This window comes from Thermoanaerobaculum aquaticum (assembly GCF_000687145.1).
GTDB lineage: Bacteria > Acidobacteriota > Thermoanaerobaculia > Thermoanaerobaculales > Thermoanaerobaculaceae > Thermoanaerobaculum > Thermoanaerobaculum aquaticum.
Genome location: NZ_JMFG01000049.1, coordinates 1786 through 3512, shown reverse-complemented (window position 1 = coordinate 3512; position 1727 = coordinate 1786). Strand labels below are relative to the sequence as shown.

1 protein-coding gene and 1 pseudogene are annotated in these 1727 nt (G+C 62.7%); both read right to left on the bottom strand.

The window, feature by feature from the left end; all coding sequences use genetic code 11:
• Positions 1-929, bottom strand: a pseudogene (locus tag EG19_RS11895) (GSU2204 family CXXCH-containing (seleno)protein); the annotation flags it as partial.
• A 10-nt stretch (positions 930-939) separates the two neighbouring features.
• On the bottom strand, positions 940-1727 hold a 788-nt coding region (locus tag EG19_RS11890; RefSeq protein ID WP_081800166.1), incomplete at its 5' end, for a DmsE family decaheme c-type cytochrome.

Here is a 1727-nt window from a genome sequence, read left to right as displayed (position 1 = left end):
AGGGCAAGGGAAATACCGTCGTAGTCCACCTCGTTGCCGGTGTGGGTATTGGAAATCTCGGAAGACGTAGCGGAAAGCGCCAGGCTAAACCCGAGGACGTTGGCGTTGTTAATGGCCAGACGGTAGGTGTCCTTCTCCTGGCTTGGATACCACCCGTAGGGCAGGGGTCCCGAGCGCTCGTCAAATACCACCCGATCGTCGAACAGGGGGGTCCGCAGGGAAGGATGCTGAGCGCGCTCGTAAGTTCTGGTAGGCGCGCCTTCCCGCTCCCGGGCGTCGCGGCTGGAGACCGTGGCTTTCACGTGCCAGCCGCCAAAGCTAGCCTGGGCGGAAATGCCTGCGTCCTTAGTGTGCAAGTCCAGGCTGCGGGTGACGCTCACCACGTGGCAGGAGTAGCAGTGAGAGGTGGAAAGCGCTTGCACGTGGCCCTGGCGCCATTGCTCGCGGTAATCGGTGCTGATGGTCAGCCACGGGGCCTGCGGTAATTGGATGTCCGTGTGGTTGGTCAGCTCATCGTAGCGGATGCCGTACCGCGCAGCAGGATCCATGTCGGTGGCATAAACGATCTTCACATCGGCAATGGCCCCCGCCAAGTTGGCCAGGGAGTCGTGCACCAGGCGATGGGGGAGCTTGGAAAACGTGGTGTGCGACCGCACCATCCGCCCCAGTTCAAAGGTCAGATCGTGCTTTTGCTGGTCAGAGGAAAGCGCCAGGCTTTCCAAGCCCAGGTAAAACCCGTCGGCTTTGTACTGCAGCGAAACCGCCGCGTCCGGGCCGGACTGAGTGGTGCTGTACTCGCCCGCCCGGGCGGGGTTGTCCTTTTCGCTGGTCCCGTGGCCTCCCAACTGCACCGTGCCGGTGACTTGCGCCAGGAGGCTTGCGGGGTACCAGGCCAAAAGCAGAGCAAAAAGCGTGTATCGAGCTTTCATGGCTGCCTCCTTATCGCGTCAGCGACCGACCACGGCTGGAAATCCCCTGGGAGGGGAGGTCGGAACCGTGAACTTGCGTGTGGCACTGGGTGCACTTGGTGGCGAAGGAACGCTGATAGCCGTGGGCACCGAGCACGTTGGGGTACTGGCGACCACCAACCGTAAACACCGGCGCCTCGGGCCGCGCTTCCAGCCCAGCATGGAAGTGGAACTCGTGGCACTGCAAGCACAGGAACGGTTCGTTGGCTTGCAAGAGGTTGTCGGCTACGGCACCGTGCGGTTGATGGCAGGTCATGCAGTCCTCTTCCACCGGTTCGTGTTGGAAAATGAAGGGGCCTTCCTTCTCGCTGTGACAGCTCACGCACAGATCGTTGGTGCGCCCTTCCACCGCCAAGGCTCCCGGCTGGGCCGAGTGCACGTTGTGACAGGAAGCGCAGGTCATGCCGCCTTGCCGCACCGGATGGTGCGAGGGCGCGAGGAACTGAGCTTGCACATCCGCATGGCAGTTGCCGCAGGTGCTGTTGGCGCTCTTCCTGGTGTGGATGGTGTGGCAAGAACTGCACGCCACTTCGCCGCCGTGAGCGCTGGCCGCAAAGGCCGCCTTATCACTGCGGCCGTGGCAGCTCAAGCACGCTTGAGTGTCGGCCTGAACGTTCTTGCCAAAGCCGCGAATATCGGCGGGGTCACCGCTTTGAGCGTGAGCGGAAACATCCCCGTGGCAACTGGCGCAACCCGTCACACCGCCCGGTGTCTCAAACGAAGCGATGCGGCTGTGGGTGTTGAGCGCAAACCCGTCCA